Genomic DNA, 22,469 nt, shown 5'->3' with positions numbered 1-22,469 from the left:
GCGATGAATCTGGTGAATCTGGAATCGGTCTCCCTGTCCTACGGGCCCAAACCGCTGTTGCGGGACGTGTCGCTCGGCATCGAGTCGGGGGACCGCATCGGTGTCGTGGGACGCAACGGCGACGGCAAGACCACGCTCATCTCGGTGATCGCGGGGCTGGTGGCCCCCCATGAGGGCCGCGTCACGCACAACCGCGGGCTGCGGGTCGGGGTGGTCGCGCAGGCCGACGACATGGCCCCCGCGCTGACCGTCGGCGACGTCGTCCTCGACGGCCGCGCGGAGCACGAGTGGGCCGGTGATCAGGGGATCCGTGAGATCCTCGCCAACCTGCTCGGCGGCATCGACCTCCAGGCGCGCGCCGGTGAGCTGTCGGGTGGCGAGCGGCGCCGCACGGCGCTGGCACGGGTGCTGATCGGCGACCACGACCTGATCGTGCTGGACGAGCCGACCAACCACCTCGACATCGAGGCCATCGCCTGGCTCGCCGGCCACCTCGCCGGCCGCCGCTCGGCGCTGCTGGTGGTCACGCACGACCGGTGGTTCCTCGACGCGGTGTCGACCCGCACGTGGGAGGTCGTGGACGGCGCCGTCCACCGCTACGAAGGCGGCTACGCGGCGTACGTGCTGGCCAAGGCCGAGCGGGCCCGCATCGCGCAGGCGACCGAGGAGCGCAGGCAGAACCTCATGCGCAAGGAGATCGCGTGGCTGCGCCGCGGCCCGCCGGCGCGCACGTCCAAGCCGAAGTTCCGCATCGAGGCGGCGCAGGCCCTGATCGCCGACGAGCCGCCGGCGCGCAACACCGTCGAGCTGCTGTCGTTCGCCTCCGCCAGGCTCGGCAGGACGGTGTACGACCTGGAGCAGGTCACGCTGCACGCCGGTGGCCCCGGCCAGGGCCCGCTCGTGCTGGACGACTGCACCTTCCAGTTCGGCCCCGGCGACCGCATCGGCCTGATCGGCGTGAACGGTTCCGGCAAGTCGTCGGTGCTGCGGCTGCTGTCCGGCTCGGTGGCCCCCGACGCCGGCCGGGTGACGCGGGGCCGCACGGTGCGCCTGGCCCACCTGTCGCAGGAGCTGGCCGAGCTGGACCCCACCCGGCGGGTGCTGGAGACCGTCGAGGAGGTCAAGCAGTTCATCAAGGTCGGCAAGCGCGAGTGGACGGCGTCCCAGCTGCTCGAACGGCTCGGGTTCCGTGGCGACGCGCAGTGGAAGGTCGTCGGCGACCTGTCCGGCGGCGAGCGGCGGCGCCTGCAGTTGCTGCGCCTGCTGATGGACGACCCCAATGTGCTGCTGCTCGACGAGCCGACCAACGATCTCGACATCGAGACCCTGAACGAGCTGGAGGACCTGCTCGACGCCTGGCCCGCCACGCTGGTGCTGGTCAGCCACGACCGTTACTTCCTCGAACGCGTCACCGACCGCTGCGTGGCCCTGCTCGGCGACGGCCGCCTGTCGCTGCTGCCGGGTGGCGTGGACGAGTACCTCCAGCGCCGCTCGGCGGGGACCGCGCTGACGGCGCGGACCGCCTCTCCCGCGGCGGCGCAGGCGCCTGCGGCCGTCGCCGAGGCGGCCCCGGAGATGAGCGCCAAGGAGCTGCGTGAGGCCCAGAAGGAGCTGTCCCGGCTGGAGCGCCGCCTGCAACGCATCGGGGAGCAGGAGGCCTCGCTGCACGCCGCCATGGCCGCGTCGGCGTCCGACTACGGCAGGCTCGCCGAGATGGACGCCGAGCTGAAGAGCCTGGCGTCGGAGCGCGAGTCGGTCGAGCTGGAGTGGATGGAGCTGGCCGAGCGCCTGGAGGGGTGAGGGTCAGGCGCCGTTGTGGGCCGCGTCGAACGGCGCGAGGATCGTGCGCAGCAGGCCCGCCAGGGTGCGCTGGTCGGCGGGGGCGAGGCCGGCGAGCAGTTCGCGTTCGCGGCGCAGCAGGTCGGCGAAGGCCGCGTCCACCCGCTCACGGCCGGCGTCGGTGAGGGAGACCAGCACACCGCGCCGGTCCTCGGGGTCGGGTCGTCGGCGCACGAGGCGCGCGGCGGCGAGACGGTCGATGCGGTTGGTCATGGTTCCCGAGGTGACGAGGGTGGCGCGCAGCAGCGCGCCGGGGCTGAGCTCGTACGGCTCCCCGGCCCGGCGCAGCGTGGTGAGCACGTCGAACTCCCACGGCTCCAGGTCGTGCTCGGCGAACGCGGCGCGCCGCGCGCGGTCGAGGTGCTTGGCCAGCCGGGACACGCGGCTCAGCACCTGGAGGGGGGTGACGTCGAGGTCGGGACGCTCCTGGCGCCAGGAGGCCACGAGCTGGTCCACCTCGTCCCGCACGGGCCGGCCGTCGGCGTCGTCGCGCGTCGTCATGGAGGGGAGTCTATCTCTCTTGACATCGAGACATCTCGGCCGTTACGAATTATCTTGATGTCAAGAGATATGTGGGACCCCGAGGTGTACGGCAGGTACGCGGACGAGCGTGCCAGGCCCTTCTTCGAGCTGCTGGCGCGGGTGCGCGCCGACGCTCCCGAGCGTGTGACCGACCTCGGCTGCGGCTCCGGCGAGCTCACCCTTGAGCTGGCCCGCCGCTGGCCGCGCGCCGTCGTGCACGGCATCGACTCCTCACCCGCCATGATCGCCAAAGCGCCGCCGGGGCCGTCCTTCACGGTGGGGGACGTCCGCGACTGGCACCCCGACACTCTAGTGGACGTGATCTTCTCCAACGCCGTCCTGCAGTGGGTTCCGGAGCACCGCGAGCTGCTGGCCCGCTGGACCGGCTTCCTGCGGCCCGGCGGCAGCCTGGCGTTCCAGGTGCCCGGCAACTTCGACGCGCCGAGCCACGCGCGGGTGCGCGAGGTGTGCCGTTCGGCGAAGTGGCGGGACGAGCTCGGCGATCTGGCGCGCTACGACCCGGTCGACGGCCCCGAGGACTACCTGCGGCTGCTCGCCGGGCCCGGCCGCGAGGTGGACGCCTGGGAGACGACGTACGTGCATGTGCTCCCCGGTGAGGACGCCGTGCTGAAATGGATCAGCGGCACGGCGCTGCGGCCCATGTTCGACCGGCTCGGCCCCGAGCGGAGCGGCGACTTCGTGGCCGACTGCGCCGCGGCGCTCGCCGAGGACTACCCGCGCGAGCCGTTCGGCACGGCGTTCCCGTTCCGGCGCGTTTTCGTGGTGGCCAACAAAAAATGATAAAGGTTGCATAACGGCAAAAAGCGGTGACGGGGGATGGCGCATGGCGCTCGAAGTGGAAGACAAGTTCGACGTCCCGGCGGGTTTCCTGATCCCCGACATGTCCGGTGTCCCCGGCTGCGCGGTGGTCGCCGGGCCGAAGACCTACCGCATGGTGGCCGTGTACTTCGACACCCCCGACCTGCGCCTGGCGTCCCGTGGCATCACTCTGCGCCGCCGCCGCGGCGGCGACGACGCCGGATGGCACCTCAAGCTCCCCAAGGCCAAAGGCGCGCGTGAGGAGATCGGCGTACCGCTCACCCGCAGCGCGACGGTCGTGCCGCCGGAGATCGCGGACATGGTCCTCGCCTACAGCCGCCGCGAGCCGCTGGTGCCGGTGGCCGAACTCGCCACCCGCCGCGAGGTGACGGTCCTGCGCGACGCGGACGGCCGTCCCCTGATCGAGATCGCCGACGACACGGTCAAAGGCACCGTGTACGGCGACGTGTGGGGAGGCGCGCGGCGCGTCGAGCGGTGGCGCGAGGTCGAGGCCGAGATCAAGGACGGCGACACCGGCCACCTGAAGCGGACCGGCAAGGCGCTGCGCAAGGCCGGGGCCACGCCGGCCGCGTCCGGCAGCAAGCTCGGCCGCCTGCTCGGTGACGCCGTCCCGGTGTCCCCGCTCGCCGAACCGGCCGGCGGCACCGCGGGCCGGGTCGTGGTCGACTACCTGAAGTCGCAGGTCGACGCGCTGACCGCGCAGGACCCCCAGGTGCGGCGTGAGGGGTACGACGCGGTGCACCAGATGCGGGTGGCGAGCCGCCGCCTGCGCAGCGCCATGAAGTCGTTCGGCGGCGTGGTGGCCGGGACCGACGAGATCCAGGAGGAGCTGCGCTGGATCGCCGCGGTGCTCGGCGAGGCCCGCGACCTGGAGGTCATCCACGAGCGTTTCGGCACGCTGCTGCGGTCCGTCCCCGCCGGTCTGGTGGTCGGCCCGATCCGGGTGCGCCTGGACGACGACCTGCTCGCGCGGCACCGTGAGGCCCTGGTGCGGGTGGACGAGGCGATGCGCGGCGAGCGGTACTTCGCGCTGCTCGACCGGCTGGACGCGCTGGTCGCCAACCCGCCGCTCACCCCGCTCGCCATGAAGCAGGCCGACAAGGTCCTCGGCAAGGTGGCGGTGAAGAGCTGGGGCCGCGTGGTGCGCAGGTACGACATCGCGCAGAGCACCGCGGACCCCTGCGAGCGCGAGATCGCCATGCACGACGTGCGCAAGGCCGCCAAAAGGGCCCGCTACACCGCCGAGTCCCTCAAGTCCCTGCTCGGCGACCGTGCGACGGCCATGGCCAGGCGCGCCAAGACCGTGCAGGAAGTGCTCGGGGTGCACCAGGACGGCGTGGTCGCGCAGGAGATCCTCGTCGAGGAGGCCGCCAGGGCCCGCGCCGCGGGAGAGGACACCTTCACCTACGGCGTGCTCGTCGGGCTCGAGCACGCCGAGGCGAAGCGTTCCCACGAGGACTTCCCCCGCGTGTGGGCCGAGGCCCAGATCTGACCGCTCAGGTGTTGTAGCGCTCGACCGCCACGACCTGCCCGTCCTTGTGGTGCAGCACGGCGATGCCGCCTTTTCGCAGGTGGGTGTCCTCCACGTGGCCGCTGTACCGCCGCTCGGTCATGGTGGCGATCAGCTCGGGGAGCACCTTGCCGTGGCCGCACAGCGCCGCCGGCCCTTCGGCGTCCAGCCAGCCGAGCACCATGTCCGGCCCGTGCGCGGCGTCGTACTCGGTCTCGCTGAGCAGCCGCTCGGTGCGGATCGGCAGGTCGCGCGTCGCGGCGTACGGCAGCAGCGTCTGCACGCACCGCTTGCTCGGTGAGCTGATCAGCGACCCGGGGCGGTACCCCGGCAGCACGGTGGCGATGGCGGCGGCCTGCGCGACGCCGTTGTCGTCCAGGGGCCGCAGGTCGTCGTCACCTTGCCACTCGTGCCGCGCGCCGGCGTACCCGTGCCTGACCAGCAGGAACGGTGTGGTGTCCAGCGGCGCCGCCATGAGCGCGCGCAGCAGCGCGCCGTCCCACTCGTAGGTGAGCCGGGACCGCACCTGCTCGATCGGCAGCCATTCGGTGCGGTCGACCTCGTCGGACGGCTCCGACGCCACCTGTTCGACGGCACGCGCGGCCCAGTAGTCGACCCGCTTGAGCCTCCCGCCTTTCAGGTAGTGCACCGGCGGCAGGTGGCGGCCGAGCGCGACGCTGAGCCCGGTCTCCTCGGCGACCTCGCGCAGCGCGCCGGCGATGACGTGCTCACCGGCCTTCACCTTGCCTTTGGGGAAGGTCCAGTCGTCGAATCTCGGCCGGTGGACGAGCGCGATCTCCGGCTCGGCCGGGTCGCCGCGCCACACCAGCGCGCCGGCGGCGTGGATGAGAGCGGTGGGGTGCACCTGCTGGTCAGTCATCCACGGTCCTCCACCGTCTGCTGCCGACCAGATGGGATTGCAGGTCGAGCAAGGGTCTGCCGTCCTCGTCGGTGTGGTGGCGGGTCCAGGTGCCGTCGGGGCCGAGCCACCAGGTGCTCGTCGTGTCCGCCATGGACAGGTCGAGCAGCTCCGACAGGTAGGCCCGGTGCTGGGGGCTGCTGACCTTCACCAGCGCCTCGACCCTGCGGTCGAGGTTGCGGCGCATCAGGTCGGCGCTGCCGATCCAGATCTCCGGCCGCCTGCCGTACCCGAACTCGTAGATCCGGGAGTGTTCGAGGAACCGTCCGAGGATGCTGCGTACCCGGATGTTCTCCGACAGCCCCGGCACACCCGGTCGCAAGGTGCAGATGCCGCGTACTACCAGGTCCACCGGCACACCGGCCGTCGAGGCGGCGTACAGCGCGTCGATCACGGGCTCGTCGACCAGTGAGTTGGTCTTGATCCGCACGTGCGCGGGCCGGCCCGCCATGTGGTGCGCGATCTCGCGCTCGATCCTGGCGAGCAGTCCGCCGCGCAGCGAGTGCGGCGCGACGAGCAGCCGGCGGTACGCCGAGTGGTAGGAGTACCCGGTGAGGTGGATGAACAGGTCGGTGAGGTCCTCGCCGACCAGCGGGTCCGCGGTGAGCAGGCCGATGTCCTCGTACTGCCTGGCGGTCTTGGGGTTGTAGTTGCCGGTCCCGATGTGACAGTACTGCCGCAGCTCGCCTGAGGCCTCCTGCCGGACGACCAGGCACAGCTTGGCGTGCGTCTTCAGGCCGATCACGCCGTACACGACGTGGCAGCCGGCGCGCTCCAGCTTGCGGGCCCACGAGATGTTGGCGTGCTCGTCGAACCGCGCCTTGATCTCGACGACCACCACGACCTGTTTGCCGGCCTCGGCCGCGTCGATCAGCGCGTCCACGATGGGGGAGTCGCCGCTGGTGCGGTACAGCGTCTGCTTGATGGCGAGCACGTTGGGGTCGGCCGCGGCCTGCTCCAGGAAGCGCTGCATGCTCGTGGAGAAGGAGTCGTAGGGGTGGTGCAGCAGGACGTCGCGCTCGCGCATGGTGGAGAAGATGCTGTCCTCACCCGGCACGGCCTCGGCCGGCACGAACGACGGGAACAGCAGCTCGCCGCGGTCGAGGTCGGCGATGGCGTGCAGACCGGACAGGTCCAGCGGCCCCTGGAGCCGGAAGATGTCGTGCTCGGAGACGTCGAGCTCCTCCACCAGCAGGTCCAGCACCGCGGGGGTGATGGTGTCCTCGACCTCCAGGCGCACCGGCGGGCCGAAGCGCCGCATCAGCAGTTCCTTCTCCAGGGCCTGCATGAGGTTCTCTGTGACGTCCTCGTCGACTTCGAGGTCCTCGTTGCGCGTGACGCGGAAGACGTGGTGCTCGACCACCTCCATGCCTTTGAACAACTGGCCGAGGTGCGCGGCTATCACGTCCTCCATCGGCACGAACCGTTCGGCGGAGGCGGCGACGAATCGGGGGAGCTGCGAGGGGACCTTGACCCGCGCGAACACGGTGTGGCCGTTGCTCGGGTTGCGCACGGTGACGGCGAGGTTGAGCGACAGGCCCGAGATGTACGGGAACGGGTGCGCCGGGTCGACCGCGAGCGGCGTGAGCACCGGACGGATGCGCTCGCGGAACAGTTTGCGCATCGCGGTGCGTTCGTCCCGGCCGAGGTCGTCCCAGCGGACCACCTCGATGCCGACGGCCGCCAGTTCCGGCGAGATCTGCTTGTGGAAGGCCGCGGTGTGGCGCTTCGCCAGCTCGCCGGCGACCCGCGCGATCCTGGCGAGCTCCTCGCGGGGCTTCAGCCCGCTCTTGGTGCGCCGCAGCAGTCCGGTGGCCATGCGGCGTTTCATCCCCGCGACACGTACCCGGAAGAACTCGTCGAGGTTTCCTGCGAAGATCGCTAGATAGCGCACCCGTTCCAGCAAGGGGATCGAGGGGTCCTCGGCCAGTTCCAGCACGCGCTCGTTGAACTGGAGCATGCTCTCCTCGCGGTTGAGGAAGCGCTCGTGCTGGGGTAGGGGTTCCTCCGGCTGGTCAGGCGTCAGAGAGGCGGTGTCAGCGGACATATGTCCAAAATGCCCTACTTAATTGAACGAAACGTTAACTTCTTAGCAACGGGAGCCTCTACTTAATCGCGAACCCCAAGTTGCCGCGGCGTCTCATCGGCCTGCTCGGCGACCTTGGCCTCCTGGGCTCGGAGGCGCTCGGCCTCGCGTCGCTGCCGATCACGCAGCCGCTCCTCCTCACGTAACTCCCTGACCCGCTGCTTCTCCTGCTCGCGCTGCAGCTTCTCCTGCTCCCGCTGCTCGCGCTGCCGCTGCTTCTCCTGCTCCTTGAGCTCGCGCTCCCTGGCCTTCTCCTGCTCGCGGAGCTCCTTCTCCTGCTCCTTGAGCTCACGCTCACGGGTCTTCTCCAGCTCGCGCAGTTCTCTGGCCCGGGCCTTCTCGCGTTCCTTGGCCTCCTTCTCGGTGGCCGGAGGCAGCGGTGGGAACTCGAAGTCCGGTGGAGGGGTGATGACGGCGCGCTCGGAGGCGGCGGTGAGGCGCGGCTGCGGGTCCAGGCTCGTCAGACCGTTCCAGGCCAGGTTGACCAGGTGGGCCGCCACGTCCTTGCGGTCGGGGCTGCGCACGTCCAGCCACCACTGGCCGGTGAGCGCGACCATGCCGACCAGCATCTGCGCGTACATCGGCGCGTGGGTCGGCTCGAAGCCGCGCTCGGCGAACTGGTCGGCGAGGACGTCCTCGACCTGGCTCGCGATGTCGCTGATCAGGCTGGCGAAGGTGCCGGTCCCCGACGCGGCGTGCGAGTCGCGCACCAGGATGCGGAAGCCCTCACTGGACTCCTCGACGTACTGCAGCAGGGCCAGCGCGGCGCGCTCCAGGCGGATCTTGGGGTGACCGGTGCCGAGCGCTCCGGCCACCAGGCCGAGCAGCCGCTGCATCTCGCGGTCCACGACCACCGCGTAGATGCCTTCCTTGCCGCCGAAGTGCTCGTAGACGACGGGCTTGGAGACCTTCGCGCTCGCGGCGATCTCCTCGATGGACGTGCCGTCGAATCCCTTCTCCGCGAACAGGGTGCGGCTGACCCCGATCAGTTGCTCCCTGCGCTCCTTACCGGTCATGCGTACGCGTGCGCGGGACTCGGTCATGGGTTCCATAATGGCTGGCCGTGCAGGGCCGGCCAACGTCAACGTCCGGGTTTGGGGGGATACGTCGGCATTCCGGGGAGAATTTGAGGAAGACAAGCGGGCCGCCACGGGGCGGCCCGCCGGAGCGCCTGGCTCAGGCAACTCGCTTCGCCGCCAGACGCTCAGGCGTCGGCCAGCGCACGTCGTAGGCCCATCCGGCCTGCTCGAACCAGCGGATCACGCGTGCGCTCGGGTCGAGCTGACCCTTGAGCGCGCCGTGCCGCGCGGAGGTCGGGTCGCAGTGGTGCAGGTTGTGCCACGACTCGCCGAAGGACGGGATGGCCAGCCACCACACGTTGCGCGACTTGTCGCGGACCTCGAAGTCCTCCTTGCCGAACACGTGGCACACCGAGTTGATCGACCAGGTGACGTGGTGCAGCAGCGAGATGCGCACCAGGCTGGCCCAGAAGAACGCGGTGAGCGCGCCGGTGATCGACCAGGTGAACAGGCCGCCGAGCACCGCCGGCAGGATCAGCGAGGTCGCGACCAGGTACGGGAACGCGTTGTGGATGCGGTTGATGTCCTTGTCGTTGATCAGGTCACGCGCGAACCGCTCGCGGTTGGTGCGCTCGGAGGAGAACATCCAGCCGATGTGCGCGAAGAGCAGGCCCTTGGTCAGCGCCTTCCAGTCGTTGCCGAAGCGCCACGGCGAGTGCGGGTCACCCTCCTTGTCGGAGTACTTGTGGTGGCGCCGGTGGGTGGCCACCCAGTCGATGACACCCATTTCGAGCGACAGGCTGCCCGCGATGGCGAGCACGATCTTGAGGGGCCGGTTGGCCTTGAACGAGCCGTGCGTGAAGTAGCGGTGGTACCCGACGGTGACGCCGAGGCCGGTCACCACGTAGAAGACCAGGCCGATCACGACGTCGCTCCAGCCGAGGAAGCTGCCCCACGCCATGGGGACGGCCGCGACCAGGGCCAGGAACGGTACCGCGACGAAGACGACGAGCAGCACGCGCTCGAAGTTGCTCTTGGGCTCGGGCTCCAGGTCGGGCCTCGGTGGTGGTGTGGCGCGATCGGCGACGACTGTCATGGGCTACCTCACGTGTTTCTCGTTGTACGAACAGGACGTGTCCGCAGCTACGTAACCGTAACCTACGCCATCGTAAGTTAGGAATCCCTAAGCTCGGAATGTGGGGAAGATGACGCTTCCGGCGGTGTGCCGTGGCGGATCCATGCCTTGCGGAATCGTGCCCCTATCTGGTAAAGGGATGACCCGCACGGAAGCAAAGAACAGGCTGATATCTGCGTGAACCCATCCGTGTCACCCTCCTGGGGCGTCTCAACGGCGGTCCGGCGCGGAAGGTTCCCGCCGGTGAAAGCCCGAGGACAGTCACCTGCCCGCCGGAGGCGAGGTAATGCGTTGAGCGCCGCAGGGGTGCGATGGGTATCCTTGTCACCGCGGTCCCGAAGGTACGGGAAGCGGTCCGGCGTAGGGTAATTGGCAGCCCACCTGCCTTTGGAGCAGGGTTGTCCTGGTTCGAGTCCAGGCGCCGGAACTTTTCATCACCCCTGGCGATCCCCGCCGGGGGGCTCGTCACCGCCGGGGCGGGGCTGGGTTACCGGCCGTGTCCAGGTATCCTCGCGATGTCGGGCGGGTGGCGCTCAGGTGCCCTTGGAGGGGCCACGCCGCGCCGGCCCGAAATGTCCTTAGCGACGCCGAGGGAGCTCAGTTCCGTGAGTGTGCCGCGTCCGGCTGCCGTCATCGTCCTCGCCGCCGGTGAGGGCACCCGCATGAAGTCCGCCACCCCCAAAGTCCTGCACGAGCTGTGCGGCCGCGCGCTGGTCGACCACATGCTCGCCGCGGCACGCGGGCTGGCCCCCGAGCGCCTGATCGTCGTCATCGGCCACGCGCGCGAACAGGTCCAGGCCCACCTCGCCGCCAGCGGCCCCGACGCGCGGCCCGTCGTCCAAGAGGAGCAGAACGGCACCGGCCACGCCGTCCGCTGCGTGCTGGAGGCCGTCGGCGCCATCAGCGGCACGGTGCTCGTGACGTACGGCGACACGCCGCTGCTGCGCACCGAGACCCTCGCCGAGCTGCTCGCCACCCACGCCGGCGAAGGCAACGCCGTCACCGTGCTCACCGCCGAGGTCCCCGACCCCGCCGGGTACGGCCGCATCGTCAGGGACGCCTCAGGCGCCGTCCTCGCCATCGTGGAGGACCGCGACGCCACCCCCGAGCAGCGGGCCATCCGCGAGATGAACTCCGGGGTGTACGCCTTCGACGGGCTGCTGCTCGCCGACGCCGTCAAGCGGGTCTCCACCGCCAACGCGCAAGGCGAGGAGTACCTCACCGACGTCCTCGCCATCCTGCGGCAGGACGGCCACCGCGTCGGCGCGTACGTCGCGGCCGACCACGTCGAGGTCGAAGGCGTCAACGACCGGGTGCAGCTCTCCTTCGCGCGCCGCGTGCTGAACGACCGTCTGCTCGAAGCCCACATGCGCGCCGGCGTGACCGTCGTCGACCCGGCCACCACCTGGGTCGACGTCGGCGTCACCATCGAGCCCGACACCGTGCTCCACCCCGGCACCCGCCTGCACGGCCGCACGTCCATCGGCGCCGGCGCGCAGGTCGGGCCGGACACCACGCTCACCGGCACCACGGTCGGCGCCGGCGCGGTCGTGCGCAACGCGGTGTGCGACGGCGCCGAGATCGGCGAAGGGGCCTCCGTCGGGCCGTACGCCTACCTGCGGCCCGGCGCCGTGCTCGCGCGCGGCGCCAAGGCCGGCACGTACGTCGAGCTGAAGAACGCGCGCGTCGGCGAGGGCTCCAAGGTGCCCCACCTGACGTACGTCGGGGACGCCACCATCGGCGAGGGCAGCAACATCGGGGCTTCCAGCGTCTTCGTCAACTACGACGGCGTGGAGAAGCACCACACCACGATCGGCGACCACGTGCGCGTCGGCAGCGACAACATGCTCATCGCCCCCGTCACCGTCGGGGACGGCGCGTACACCGCCGCCGGCTCGGTCATCACCAACGACGTTCCGCCGGGGTCGATGGCGGTCGCGCGATCGCGGCAGCGCAATATCGAAGGGTGGGTGACCCGCAGGCGGGCCGGCACGAAGTCCGCCGACGCGGCGCGGGCCGCTCAGGCGGTCGCCGAGGCCGGCGGCGGGGAGCCCGGTGGGCCAGGGGAAGCAGTCCGGTGAAGCAGGCCGGACGGCTGTCGGGAAGGAGAGGTACCCGGTGCGAGTGTCAAGCGGACCGTCAGACGAGGAGGGGCGCATGACCGGCAAGAAGACCACCGGCGAGAAGCACCTGATGTTCTTCTCCGGCCGGGCCTACCCCGAGCTGGCCGAGGAGGTCGCGAGCCACCTCGGCATCGAGGTCACCCCGACCCGCATGCACGACTTCGCCAACGGCGAGATCTACGCCAGGTACCTCGAATCGGTGCGTGGCAGCGACGCGTTCGTCATGCAGTGCCACACCGTCCCGATCAACAAGTGGATCATGGAGCAGCTGATCATGGTGGACGCGCTCAAGCGCGCCTCCGCCAAGCGCATCACCGTGGTCCTGCCGTTCTTCGGCTACTCACGCCAGGACAAGAAGAGCCGCGGCCGCGAGCCCATCACCGCGCGCCTCATGGCCGACCTGTTCCGCAGCGCCGGCGCCGACCGCCTGATGTCGGTCGACCTGCACACCCCCCAGATCCAGGGCTTCTTCGACGGCCCCGTGGACCACCTGTTCGCCATGCCGGTGCTCCACCGCTACATCGGCGGCAAGATCGACCCCGCGACCTCCACGGTCGTGTCCCCCGACACCGGCCGCGTGCGCCTGGCCGAACGCTGGGCCGACCAGCTCGGCACCGGCGTCGCCTTCATCCACAAGCGGCGCGACCTCGACGTCGCCAACCAGGTGAAGGTCCACGAGGTCGTCGGCCAGGTCAAGGGCCGCACCTGTGTGCTGATCGACGACATGATCGACACCGGCGGCTCCATCTGCAAGGCCGCCGACGCGTTGTACGAACAAGGCGCGACCAATGTGATCGTCGCGGTGACCCACGCCATCTTCAGCGACCCCGCCGTGGACCGTCTGAAAAACTCTCGCATTTCCGAGGTCGTCGTCACCAACACTCTTCCCATTCCCGAGGAAAAGCGTTTCGACAAGCTCACCGTCATGTCCATCGCACCACTGCTGGCCCGCGCCATCAGCGAGGTCTTCAACGACGGCTCCGTGACCAGCCTCTTCGAGGGGGACGCCTGACGCCGGGGCGCACATGCGGCGGATGTGTGCCTACGGTTGACGGGGATATGTTTTTCCGGCCGGTTGCTTGTTGACTGGACCGGTTGTCTCCGAGTTAGTGTCCGGAAGAGGACATGTATGGTGGTCGTGACGATGCTTTCTCAGGGTAAGCACCGATTTCCGGTGTCATTTCCTGTGAAAGGGGCATCATGCGCCAGCCGGTCACCCGTTTACTCGTCCTGTTGCTCATGATCGTGACCGCGATCACGGGGGCGTCGTTTCCAGTGAACGCCGCGTACGCCGAGAGCGCGTACACCTGTACCACAGGACAGACCATTCCGCACTGGCCACTGTGGGACCTCATAGACACGGACTTCATCGGCACCGGCTGCACCGGGTCCGGAACGTACGACATCGTCATAACGGTCACCGGGCACATCGCCGGCCAATACCGATGCGGCACACTCGCGCATGCCGGCTCCTCCGTCCCCTTCACCATGCAGGCTTACGACTGTTTCCTTGTCACACCCTGAGCCGGCCGGGAAGCCTGATGACGTCGTCGCGTCGGGTAGTCTGGTGAAGTTGTGCGCTCGTAACGCCTTCCGCTAGGGCGGGTGAGGGTGAGCGCGTTCCCGTCCTGATACTCCCTAGGAGATCTCGTGTCCGAAGTACGTCTCGCCACCGAGCCCCGCACCACGTTCGGCAAGGGTGCCGCTCGCAAGATCCGCCGCGCGGACCGGGTTCCCGCTGTCCTGTACGGCCACGGGATCGAGCCCAAGCACTTCACGCTTCCCGGACACGACCTCCTGCTCGCGCTGCGCACGCCGAACGTGCTGATCCGCCTCGAAGGCGAAGGCATCGACGAGCTGGCGCTGCCGAAGGGTGTGCAGCGGGACCCGATCAGGGGGTTCCTTGAGCACGTCGACCTGCTGCTGGTGAAGCGCGGCGAGAAGGTCACCGTCGACATCCCGGTCACGACCACCGGCGACATCGCGCCGGGTGGGCTGTTCGACCAGCAGCTCGTCTCGATCACGGTCGAGGCCGAGGCGACCCACATCCCGACCGGCGTCGAGGTCGACGTCGAGGGTCTTGAGGTCGGCGCGGTCGTCACCGCCGGCGACCTCAAGCTGCCGAAGGGCACCACCCTGGTGGCCGACCCGGAGACCGTGGTGCTCCAGGTCACGACCGTCCCGACCACCGCCGAGGCCGAGGAGACCGAAGGCGGCGCCGAGACCGAGGCCTCCGCCGAGCAGGCCGAGTAACACGCTTTCGACGGACGGGACGGCAGGCCGTCCCGTCCGTCATCATGTGAGCAGTTCGTTGTCCGACGCGGAAAGGTGTCGTCGTGGACCGCTGGCTGATCGTCGGCCTGGGCAACCCCGGTCCGGAATACGAAGGCAACCGCCACAATGCCGGTTTCATGGTCGCCGACGAGCTGGCGTCCCGCATGGGGGGCCGGTTCAAGAGCCACAGGTCGCGCGCGGAGATCGTCGAGGGACGGCTCGCGGGGCAGCCTGTGGTCCTCGCCAAGCCGCTGTCGTACATGAACCTCTCCGGCGGGCCCGCCAAGGCGCTCGCCGACTTCTACAAGGTCGACGCCGCGCACGTCATCGCCGTCCACGACGAGCTCGACATCCCCTACGGCGCGCTGCGCGTCAAGATCGGCGGCGGGGACAACGGTCACAACGGCCTGCGGTCCCTGACCAAGTCGTTCGCCACCCGCGACTACCTGCGCCTGCGGTTCGGCATCGGCCGGCCACCCGGCCGCCAGGACCCGGCGGACTTCGTGCTGCGCGACTTCGCCACCGCCGAGCGCAAGGACCTGCCGTTCCTGGTGGACCGCGCGGCCGACATCGTGGAGTCCCTCATCACCTCCGGCCTGGAGGCCACGCAGAACGCTTTCCACGCCGGCGACCTCAAGCCGATCAAGCCGCCGCGGTAATCCACAGTTCTCCACGATTTCCTCAAGGCCGGGCCACTGTGCGGCTAACATCCATCACCGTGAGTATCAGATCGGCTACGCAGCGGATGCCGAGCCTCCATCGGGGCCGGCCCGCGCCGCCTGGCTGGGTGCGCAAGTACCGGTTGGCCGCGGTGGCGGCCGACCTCGGTTGCGGCTTCCTCGCCGGCGCGGCGGCCTTCGCCGTGCGCTTCGGCGACATCACGCCGTACGTCGTGCCGTATGTCGTGCTCAGCCTGGTGCTGCCGCTGGTGTGGGCCGGCATGGTGGGGCTCAACCGGGCCTACGAGGCACGGCTGGTCGGTGTGGGGCCGGAGGAGTTCCGCAGGATCAGCCAGTGCGGGTTCCTGCTGACGGCAGGGGTGGCGATCGCCGCGTACGTCACCAAGACCGAGCTCGCCAGGGGCTACGTCGTGGTGGCACTGCCGCTGATGACGGTGCTCACCCTGACCTGCCGGTACGGCCTGCGGCGGCGGCTGCACCGGCTGCGGGCCGCGGGCCGGTGCATGCGCAGGGTCGTGGCGGTGGGCCACGGGCCGTCGGTCGCCGACCTCGTCGGGAAGTTCCGCAGGGAGCCGTACCACGGCATGCACGTCGTCGGCGCCTGCCTCCCCCGGCACGGCGCCGCCGAGGAGGTGCGAGGGGTGCCGGTGCTCGGCGACTTCAGCGACGTCCCCCTGGCGGTGGTCCAGGCCAGGGCCGACACCGTCGCCGTGCTCGCCTGTCCCGAGCTCGACGGCACCGCGCTGCGCCGCCTGGCGTGGCGCCTGGAGCGCACACACACCGACCTGGTGGTGGCGCCGGCCCTCATGGAGGTCGCCGGCCCGCGCACCACGATCCGGCCGGTCGCCGGGCTGCCGCTGCTCCACGTCGAGCACCCCGAGCTCTCCGGCGTGCGCCGCCTGCTCAAGAACCTCTTCGACCGCACCGGCGCCGCGGCAGCCCTCGCCGTCCTCGCACCTGTTCTCGTGGCACTGGCCGTGGCGGTCCGCGCCACCAGCCCCGGCCCGGCCCTGTTCCGCCAGACCCGCGTCGGCAGGGACGGCGCCGAGTTCACGATCCTCAAGCTCCGCACCATGCGCGTGGACGCCGAGCGGCACCGCGTCGACCTGGTCAGCGACCTGGACGGCGTCCTTTTCAAGATCAGGGACGACCCGCGGGTCACCCCGCTCGGCGCCTGGTTACGCCGCTTCTCCCTCGACGAGCTCCCCCAGCTCGTCAACGTCCTCACCGGCGACATGTCCCTCGTCGGCCCCCGGCCGCCGCTCCCCGAGGAGGTCGCCTGCTACGGCGACGACGTGCGGCGCCGGCTGGTGGTCCGTCCGGGAATGACCGGCTTGTGGCAGGTGAACGGCAGGTGTGATCTTTCCTGGGAGGAATCGGTACGGTTGGACCTGCGTTATGTCGAGAACTGGTCTCTCACCTTGGATCTCCAGATCCTCTGGAAGACCTGGTCCGCCGTGGCGCGCGGCTGGGGAGCCTACTGACCCCCGGCACATCAGCGGCAGACGTACGAGGAAGGACATCGTGACGATACGCGACGACCACGCGCTCGCGGGAGACCTGGCCACCGAGGCGGGTGCGCGGCTGCTGGCCCTGCGCGAAAGGGACGGCTTCGCCGACCCCAAGGCGCTCCGCGACGCCGGGGACCGCGAGTCCCACGCCTACCTCACCGAGTCCCTGTCCCGTCTGCGGCCGAGCGACCTGGTGCTGTCGGAGGAAGGCACAGGCGAGGAGCGCCACGACCCCCGCCGCCAGGCCGCCGACCGCGTGTGGATCATCGACCCGCTGGACGGCACCCGCGAGTTCGGCGAGGAGGGCCGCGCCGACTGGGCCGTCCACGTCGCGCTGTGGCGACGCGACCCCAGGAAGCCGGGGGAGACCTCAGCCACCGGACCGGCGGGAAACGGCGCGGGCCCGGCCCCCGCCGGCCACGGCACGCTCGTCGCAGGCGCCATCGCCTTGCCGGCCCAAGGTGTCACCCTCACCACCGCCGAGCCTCCCGTGCTCCCTGTTCCCCGCGACGGCCAGGTCCGCATCGCGGTCAGCCGCACCCGTCCGCCGGAGTTCGTCCGCAAGCTCGCCGCCATGATCGGAGCCGACCTGGTCCCCATGGGCTCGGCCGGCGCCAAGATCGCTGCCGTGCTCACCGGCGAGGTGGAGGCATACATCCACGCGGGGGGGCAGTACGAGTGGGACTCGGCCGCACCGGTCACCGTCGCGCTCGCGGCCGGGGCCTTCGCGAGCCGGATCGACGGCTCGGCGCTGGAGTACAACCAAAGCATCCCGTCGCTGCCGGATATCCTGGTCTCCCTACCGGATCTGGCGCCGACGCTGCTCGCCGGCATCCGAGACGTGCACCGCTAGGCCGACCCGGCCGACCCCTTTTCCGGAGGGAACGAAGAGATGCTGCAGAGCGACTACACCACGTCGCAATTGGACGTACTCGAAGCCGAGGCGATCCACATCATGCGAGAGGTCGCGGCCGAGTTCGAACGTCCCTGTCTGCTCTTCTCCGGCGGAAAGGACTCCATCGTCATGCTCCGCATCGCGGAGAAGGCGTTCTGGCCAGCCCCCATCCCGTTCCCCCTGATGCACGTGGACACCGGCCACAATTTCCCCGAGGTCATCGAGTTCCGTGACCGCAGGGTCGCCGAGCTCGGCGCGCGTCTCGTCGTCGCCTCCGTCCAGGAGTCCATCGACGCGGGCCGGGTCACCGAGCAGACCGGCCGCCGGGCCAGCCGCAACCGCCTGCAGACCACCACGCTGCTCGACGCCATCGAGGACAACGAGTTCGACGCCGTCTTCGGCGGCGCGCGCCGCGACGAGGAGAAGGCCCGCGCCAAGGAGCGGGTCTTCTCGTTCCGCGACGAGTTCGGCCAGTGGGACCCCAAGAACCAGCGGCCCGAGCTGTGGAACCTCTACAACGCGCGCATCCGCAAGGGCGAGCACATCCGGGTCTTCCCGCTGTCCAACTGGACCGAGCTGGACGTCTGGGACTACATCCGCCGCGAAGGCATCGAGATCCCGTCCATCTACTACTCGCACACCCGCAAGGTGTTCGAGCGGGACGGCATGCTGCTGCCGGACGACCCGGTGACCCACCGCGGCGACGACGAGCCCGTCTACGAGGCCGTCGTGCGTTACCGCACCGTAGGCGACATGACCTGCACGGGAGCGGTCGAGTCGACCGCCGCGACCGTCGAGGACATCATCGCCGAGATCGCCGCCACCCGCATCACCGAGCGTGGCGCCACCCGGGCCGACGACCGCACGTCGGAGGCCGCGATGGAGGACCGCAAGAAGGAAGGCTACTTCTGATGGACATCCTGCGTTTCGCCACCGCGGGCTCGGTCGACGACGGCAAGTCCACGCTCATCGGCCGCCTGCTGTTCGACTCCAAGGCGATCTTCGAGGACCAGCTCGAAGCCGTCGAGCGCACCAGCCGCGACCGCGGCACCGAGTACACCGACCTGTCGCTGCTCACCGACGGCCTGCGCGCCGAGCGCGAGCAGGGCATCACCATCGACGTGGCGTACCGCTACTTCGCCACCCCCAAGCGCAAGTTCATCATCGCCGACACCCCCGGCCACATCCAGTACACCCGCAACATGGTCACCGGCGCCTCCACCGCCGACCTCGCCATCGTCCTCATCGACGCGCGCAAGGGAGTCCTGGAGCAGTCCCGCCGCCACGCCTTCCTGACGAGCCTCCTGCGTGTCCCCCACCTCGTGCTGGCCGTCAACAAGATGGACCTCGTCGACTACTCCTACGAGCGCTTCGAGGAGATCCGCGAGGAGTTCACCCAGTTCGCCGCCAAACTCAACATCGGCGACCTGACCTTCATCCCCATCTCCGCGCTCCACGGCGACAACGTCGTCTCCCGCTCGGAGAACATGCCGTGGTACCAGGGCACCTCCCTGCTCCACCACCTGGAGAACGTCCACATCGCCTCCGACCGCAACCTCGTGGACGTCCGCTTCCCCGTGCAGTACGTCATCCGTCCCCAGCGCGCGACCGACCCCGCCTTCCACGACTACCGCGGCTACGCCGGCCAGGTGGCAGGCGGCGTGCTCAAGCCCGGCGACGAGGTCATGCACCTCCCGAGCGGCCTCACCACCCGCATCGCCGCCATCGACACTTTCGACGGCCCCCGCGAGGAAGCCTTCCCCCCCATGTCCGTCACCCTCCGCCTGGAGGACGACATCGACATCTCCAGAGGCGACATGATCTGCCGCCCCAACAACCAGCCCCGCTCCGCGCAGGACCTCCAGGCCATGATCTGCTGGATGACCGACACCCCCAAACTCGGCCCGAGATCCAAGCTGACCATCAAACACACCACCCGCACCGCCAGAGCGATGGTCCGCGACCTCCACTACCGCCTGGACGTCAACACCCTCCACCGCGACGAATCCGCCACCACCCTGTCCCTGAACGAAATCGGCCGCGTCTCCCTGAGAGTCACCCAGCCGCTGTTCGTCGACGACTACGCCAGAAACCGCCTCACCGGCGGCTTCATCCTCATCGACGAATCCACCAACACCACCGTCGCCGCCGGCATGATCGTCGAAGCCCACTGACCCGGCCCGTCCGTCTCCTGGACCATGACCGCAGAGTGGTCATGGTCCAGGTCTCGACGCGATGAAGTGACCGCGCCGTGGCCATGGTCCTGCGAAGTGGCGCTTCGCGCAGGCCGCAAGGGCTGTCTTATGTGGGGGACTCCCCCACACCCCCGGTGACAACCACCGCCGCCGCAACCAGCCGGCGCCGGCCACGGCCTCATTCACCCGTGGCACGGATGGTCACGACCGGCTGGACGGAGATCTCACACCACACCGTGCGACCAGGGCCGTCCGGGTTGGCGTAGGTGTCCCAGCGGCCCTCGGAGAGCAGATCGACGATGAGCAGCCCCCGGCCGCCTTCCGCCAGCGGCGACGCCTCCTGAGCGCAGGGCCGCGACGCGACGCCGGTACGTCCCTGGTCGGTCACCTCGATGCGGACGCGGTCGGTTGTGGCGACCAGACGGAGGTTCACCCGTCCCGGCGGCTGCGCCGGGTCCTGACGCGGATGCCGGATCGCGTTCGTCACCAACTCCGAGACCGCCAGCCGAGCCTGCTCGTACGCCGGGTGGCTCTCCCCGAGCCAGTCACGAACCTCCTCTCTGGCACGAGAGGCCGAGTCGGCGGTAGCGGGTAGCGTCAGTTCGCGATGCGTGTCCGGAGTCATGGAATGCCTTTCCCGGGGATTTGCGGACGGCTCGGTCGTGGCCATCACACGGTCGCAAAGACCCCGGGATCGAGAACGGCTTTCTGGGTCCGCATTTCATTCACAGTTGTGCGGACCCGGTCGCGACGACAGGAGAACTGCCTGATGATGTGCAGGTGAGGTGACCCCGAACGCGAGAGAGGAGCCGGTTGATGACTGTCCCTTTGGAGCCGGATACATCCATATCGCCGCGTCTGCAATTCGGGACAGAATTACGAAAATTCCGCCTATCTCAAGGTGTCACCCAACGCCGGCTGTGCGAAACGATCCACCTGTCCATCAGCCACCTCAGCATGATCGAGAACGGCCACCGCGGCCCCACCCCCGACCTCGCACGCCGCATGGACGATGCACTGAACCTCGGATCCACCCTCACCGGCCTACTCGACCGCCTCAACCGCGCGGCGGCCCAGTTGCCGCCATGGTTCCGGCCATGGCTGGAGTATGAGCAGGAGGCAGAGGCCCTGCGGGTGTGGGAACCCTTGATGGTTCCCGGGCTGATGCAGACGGAGGACTACGCGCGCGCCATTCTGAGTCGTAGGCCTGGGGTCACGCCTGAGCAGGCGGAGGAACGTGTAGCAGCGAGAATGGAACGGCAGAAGATTCTCCATCGATCGATACCGCCACTGCTATGGGTCATCATCGACGAGGGTGTCCTTAATAGACCCATCGCGGATCCAGAAATCATGAAGGCGCAGTTCGAGTACCTTCTCGAAATGGGAGGAAACTCCCATGTGTCCCTGCACGTGCTACCGCACAAGGCCCGGAGCGTGCTTGGGTTGCTAGGTGGTTTCGCCATCGCGGACATGCCTAAGGGTGCTTCCCCTGCGGCTTACATCGCATCGCAGAGTACAGAGGATCCGGTGAGCGTTCAGTCCGATGAGGTGAGTTTTCTATCGATGCGGTACGACTTGATCCGAGTGGACGCACTTGCCCGGCATGAGTCGAGCGACATGATCAAGGAGAAGATACGGAAATGGACCGGGTGAACGAAGAGCTCACTGCAGCGCAATGGCGTAGATCCAGCTTCACTGGTGACGATGGGGGGAACTGTGTCGAAGTAGCGATCCTAACCGGACGGCGTCGAGCAGTCCGGGACAGTAAGGATCCCGCCAAAACCACTGTCGTTTTCTCATCCGGTGCGTGGACGGCCTTTCTCGATCACCTGAAGTAGTCAGGAGCGAACGGTGACTCAGGATCTTATGAAGTCAGGATGGCGCCGATCAAGCTTTTCTGGTCATGATGGCAGCAACTGCGTAGAAGTGGCGAACGTCACAGGTGGGAACCGGGCCGTACGGGACAGCAAGGATCTCAGTCGACCGGCCGTCGTGTGCAGCTCCGAGATTTGGGCCACGTTCCTCGGCTTCCTGAAAGGTCCTTGGCGATGGGGAGAGGTGCGGATGGACGAGGAGTACCAGAGGCCGGGAACGCGGTGGCGGAGATCCAGTTACTCTGGTGACGATGGAAGCAACTGCGTCGAGGTGGCCGTCTTGAGCGGTGCTAGGCGGGCTCTTCGAGATAGTAAAAGTCGCGGTGTTCCCGCCATTGTCTTCACCTCTGATGCTTGGAGGGGACTCCTCGATCACTTGCGAGGCCGTTAGTGTCTGTTCTCATTTCTCGATGAGGCTGACTCTGGACAGGGACCGCGCCGTGATCATGGTCCTTGCGATGAGGCGCTTCGCGCGTGAGGCGCAAGGGCTGCCTTGTGTGGGGGACACCCCCACACCCCCGGGCCTGCCGGGTTCATGGGTTCCGGTCAGTGGTGGTGGGTGTACTCGTCGCGGCGCCAGAGCATGGCGGCGAGCATCAGGGGGAACATGACGACGTGAGCGACGATCATCAGGGTCATGCCGTCGATGGCGTTCAGCCACAGTAAGGGGAACAGCGGCACGATGGGGACGAACATGGCGCCGCACATCTCCAGGGTGGGGAGCCAGGCGTGGCCGCGGATACGCATCCAGGCGGCCATCCCCACCGACATGTCGAAGGCCATCAGCAGGTAGGCCAGTTCGGGGTCGGTCGCGTACGACAGGTCTACGCCTACCGCGGACCAGGCCAGGTCGAGGACGAACATGCCGACGAACATGGCGATGATCATCTCGACGTAGTGGAGCGCGAAACGGCCCCAGTGGCGGGATCGAGGGGGGAGCGTCGTGTCGGTCATGGGTCCAATGTGCGCGGCACGGGACGCGGCGGCCAGATACGATGTCTGAGTAGGTCTGGATACTTGGGATCCCGGTCTTTCTGACATACGGTC

General features: G+C 68.9%; 22 protein-coding genes and 1 tRNA gene. 16 read left to right on the top strand and 7 right to left on the bottom strand.

The features are described from left to right. The first annotated feature begins 3 nt into the window (after positions 1-3). Entirely contained in the window at positions 4-1,800 is a 1,797-nt protein-coding gene (locus BJ992_RS29125) for an ABC-F family ATP-binding cassette domain-containing protein (protein ID WP_184986424.1), read from the top strand. A gap of 3 nt (positions 1,801-1,803) precedes the next feature. On the opposite strand, the gene BJ992_RS29120 is transcribed toward BJ992_RS29125, so the two are convergent. After that, positions 1,804-2,307 carry a MarR family transcriptional regulator gene (locus BJ992_RS29120; protein ID WP_184989256.1) on the bottom strand — a complete coding sequence of 168 codons (504 nt, stop codon included), beginning with the start codon at positions 2,305-2,307 and terminating at the stop codon, positions 1,804-1,806. 90 nt (positions 2,308-2,397) lie between these two features. On the opposite strand from BJ992_RS29120, the gene BJ992_RS29115 reads away from it, so the two are divergent. Both BJ992_RS29115 and BJ992_RS29110 read left to right on the top strand, forming a co-directional pair. Beyond that, positions 2,398-3,162: a trans-aconitate 2-methyltransferase gene (locus BJ992_RS29115; RefSeq protein WP_246496812.1), complete on the top strand. Its 765-nt coding sequence runs from the start codon at positions 2,398-2,400 to the stop codon at positions 3,160-3,162. A gap of 43 nt (positions 3,163-3,205) precedes the next feature. Beyond that, complete coding sequence (locus tag BJ992_RS29110; protein WP_184986422.1) at positions 3,206-4,693, top strand: CYTH and CHAD domain-containing protein; 1,488 nt, start codon at positions 3,206-3,208, stop codon at positions 4,691-4,693. A 4-nt stretch (positions 4,694-4,697) separates the two neighbouring features. Here the strand turns inward: BJ992_RS29110 and BJ992_RS29105 are convergent, their stop codons facing one another. From BJ992_RS29105 to BJ992_RS29090, 4 genes are all read right to left on the bottom strand, one after another. Next, entirely contained in the window at positions 4,698-5,591 is an 894-nt protein-coding gene (locus tag BJ992_RS29105) for an NUDIX hydrolase (protein WP_184986420.1), read from the bottom strand. Beyond that, positions 5,584-7,677: an RNA degradosome polyphosphate kinase gene (locus BJ992_RS29100; protein WP_184986418.1), complete on the bottom strand. Its 2,094-nt coding sequence runs from the start codon at positions 7,675-7,677 to the stop codon at positions 5,584-5,586. The genes BJ992_RS29105 and BJ992_RS29100 overlap by 8 nt, the downstream gene beginning before the upstream one ends. A gap of 62 nt (positions 7,678-7,739) precedes the next feature. Next, entirely contained in the window at positions 7,740-8,759 is a 1,020-nt protein-coding gene (locus BJ992_RS29095; RefSeq protein ID WP_246496811.1) for a TetR/AcrR family transcriptional regulator, read from the bottom strand. Positions 8,760-8,892: 133 nt separating this feature from the next. Beyond that, positions 8,893-9,831 carry an acyl-CoA desaturase gene (locus BJ992_RS29090; protein ID WP_184986414.1) on the bottom strand — a complete coding sequence of 313 codons (939 nt, stop codon included), beginning with the start codon at positions 9,829-9,831 and terminating at the stop codon, positions 8,893-8,895. Between the two features lie 393 nt (positions 9,832-10,224). On the opposite strand from BJ992_RS29090, the gene BJ992_RS29085 reads away from it, so the two are divergent. The 10 genes from BJ992_RS29085 (at position 10,225) to cysN (ending at position 19,527) form a co-directional block, all read left to right on the top strand. Beyond that, positions 10,225-10,297 (top strand) — tRNA-Gln (locus tag BJ992_RS29085). 178 nt (positions 10,298-10,475) lie between these two features. After that, the gene (gene glmU, locus BJ992_RS29080) at positions 10,476-11,951 is read left to right on the top strand and encodes a bifunctional UDP-N-acetylglucosamine diphosphorylase/glucosamine-1-phosphate N-acetyltransferase GlmU (RefSeq protein ID WP_184986412.1); all 1,476 of its coding nucleotides are present in this window, start codon (positions 10,476-10,478) and stop codon (positions 11,949-11,951) included. 76 nt (positions 11,952-12,027) lie between these two features. Further along, positions 12,028-13,005 carry a ribose-phosphate diphosphokinase gene (locus BJ992_RS29075; protein WP_184986410.1) on the top strand — a complete coding sequence of 326 codons (978 nt, stop codon included), beginning with the start codon at positions 12,028-12,030 and terminating at the stop codon, positions 13,003-13,005. A gap of 188 nt (positions 13,006-13,193) precedes the next feature. After that, positions 13,194-13,517 (top strand): hypothetical protein, encoded by a 324-nt coding sequence (locus tag BJ992_RS29070; protein ID WP_184986408.1) that lies wholly within the window; start codon positions 13,194-13,196, stop codon positions 13,515-13,517. Positions 13,518-13,643: 126 nt separating this feature from the next. Next, positions 13,644-14,246: a 50S ribosomal protein L25/general stress protein Ctc gene (locus BJ992_RS29065; RefSeq protein ID WP_184986406.1), complete on the top strand. Its 603-nt coding sequence runs from the start codon at positions 13,644-13,646 to the stop codon at positions 14,244-14,246. Between the two features lie 83 nt (positions 14,247-14,329). Further along, the gene (gene pth / locus BJ992_RS29060; RefSeq protein ID WP_184986404.1) at positions 14,330-14,926 is read left to right on the top strand and encodes an aminoacyl-tRNA hydrolase; all 597 of its coding nucleotides are present in this window, start codon (positions 14,330-14,332) and stop codon (positions 14,924-14,926) included. A gap of 86 nt (positions 14,927-15,012) precedes the next feature. Beyond that, positions 15,013-16,431, top strand: coding sequence for a sugar transferase (locus BJ992_RS29055; RefSeq protein ID WP_184989250.1), 1,419 nt, complete (start codon positions 15,013-15,015; stop codon positions 16,429-16,431). A gap of 40 nt (positions 16,432-16,471) precedes the next feature. Beyond that, positions 16,472-17,311, top strand: a complete 840-nt coding sequence (locus BJ992_RS29050; protein ID WP_425503710.1) for a 3'(2'),5'-bisphosphate nucleotidase CysQ — start codon at positions 16,472-16,474, stop codon at positions 17,309-17,311. 39 nt (positions 17,312-17,350) lie between these two features. Beyond that, entirely contained in the window at positions 17,351-18,265 is a 915-nt protein-coding gene (cysD, locus tag BJ992_RS29045; protein ID WP_184986400.1) for a sulfate adenylyltransferase subunit CysD, read from the top strand. Next, positions 18,265-19,527 carry a sulfate adenylyltransferase subunit CysN gene (gene cysN, locus BJ992_RS29040; protein ID WP_184986398.1) on the top strand — a complete coding sequence of 421 codons (1,263 nt, stop codon included), beginning with the start codon at positions 18,265-18,267 and terminating at the stop codon, positions 19,525-19,527. Before cysD ends, cysN begins: the two co-directional genes overlap by 1 nt. A gap of 199 nt (positions 19,528-19,726) precedes the next feature. Here cysN and BJ992_RS29035 read toward each other — a convergent pair whose 3' ends face one another. Then, positions 19,727-20,173, bottom strand: a complete 447-nt coding sequence (locus BJ992_RS29035; protein WP_184986396.1) for an ATP-binding protein — start codon at positions 20,171-20,173, stop codon at positions 19,727-19,729. A 191-nt stretch (positions 20,174-20,364) separates the two neighbouring features. Between BJ992_RS29035 and BJ992_RS29030 the strand changes: the two genes are divergently transcribed. Genes BJ992_RS29030 through BJ992_RS34440 form a run of 3 tightly spaced genes read left to right on the top strand, consistent with a single transcriptional unit; the run spans position 20,365 to position 21,813 of the window. After that, on the top strand, positions 20,365-21,201 hold the full coding sequence (locus BJ992_RS29030; protein WP_184986394.1) for a helix-turn-helix domain-containing protein: 837 nt from the start codon (positions 20,365-20,367) through the stop codon (positions 21,199-21,201). After that, positions 21,189-21,386, top strand: coding sequence for a DUF397 domain-containing protein (locus BJ992_RS29025; protein ID WP_184986392.1), 198 nt, complete (start codon positions 21,189-21,191; stop codon positions 21,384-21,386). Before BJ992_RS29030 ends, BJ992_RS29025 begins: the two co-directional genes overlap by 13 nt. Before the next feature lie 28 nt (positions 21,387-21,414). Continuing rightward, entirely contained in the window at positions 21,415-21,813 is a 399-nt protein-coding gene (locus BJ992_RS34440) for a DUF397 domain-containing protein (RefSeq protein WP_343072995.1), read from the top strand. 155 nt (positions 21,814-21,968) lie between these two features. Here the strand turns inward: BJ992_RS34440 and BJ992_RS29010 are convergent, their stop codons facing one another. Continuing rightward, complete coding sequence (locus BJ992_RS29010; protein WP_184986390.1) at positions 21,969-22,376, bottom strand: hypothetical protein; 408 nt, start codon at positions 22,374-22,376, stop codon at positions 21,969-21,971. Positions 22,377-22,469 lie beyond the last annotated feature (93 nt).

Origin of the sequence: Sphaerisporangium rubeum, from assembly GCF_014207705.1 — a bacterium.
Lineage (GTDB): Bacteria > Actinomycetota > Actinomycetes > Streptosporangiales > Streptosporangiaceae > Sphaerisporangium > Sphaerisporangium rubeum.
This window is presented reverse-complemented; position numbering and strand designations above follow the sequence as displayed.